The sequence below is a fragment of the Actinoplanes sp. DH11 genome (genome assembly GCF_020873875.1).
Lineage (GTDB): Bacteria > Actinomycetota > Actinomycetes > Mycobacteriales > Micromonosporaceae > Actinoplanes.
In genome coordinates, this window is sequence record NZ_JAHWGU010000215.1 from 1 (window position 1) to 261 (window position 261).

The 261-nt window shown below is 64.4% G+C and carries 1 protein-coding gene; it reads right to left on the bottom strand.

Annotated elements, in window-relative coordinates; translation table 11 throughout:
- The coding region (locus LPA41_RS41490; protein ID WP_229077018.1) for a hypothetical protein at positions 1 to 235 on the bottom strand (235 nt) is incomplete at its 3' end.
- Positions 236 to 261: the final 26 nt, after the last annotated feature.

Sequence of the window (261 nt, forward strand, 5' to 3'; positions counted from 1 at the left end):
CCGGCGCATCCTCCAAACCACCACCAATCACCACCACCAACCGCTCATCCGCCACCACCGCCCCCTGCAACCGCGCCAACACCTCATGAACACCACCAGCCCGATACACCTCACCCTCAAACACCGACCCCGACGCCACCACGGGCACCAAATCCACACCAAACAACGGCGCATGCCCGCCACCCAACTGACCAGCAACAACCGGCCGCAACACCAACGACTCCACCACCGCCACCGGCACACCCGCACCATCAGCCAACA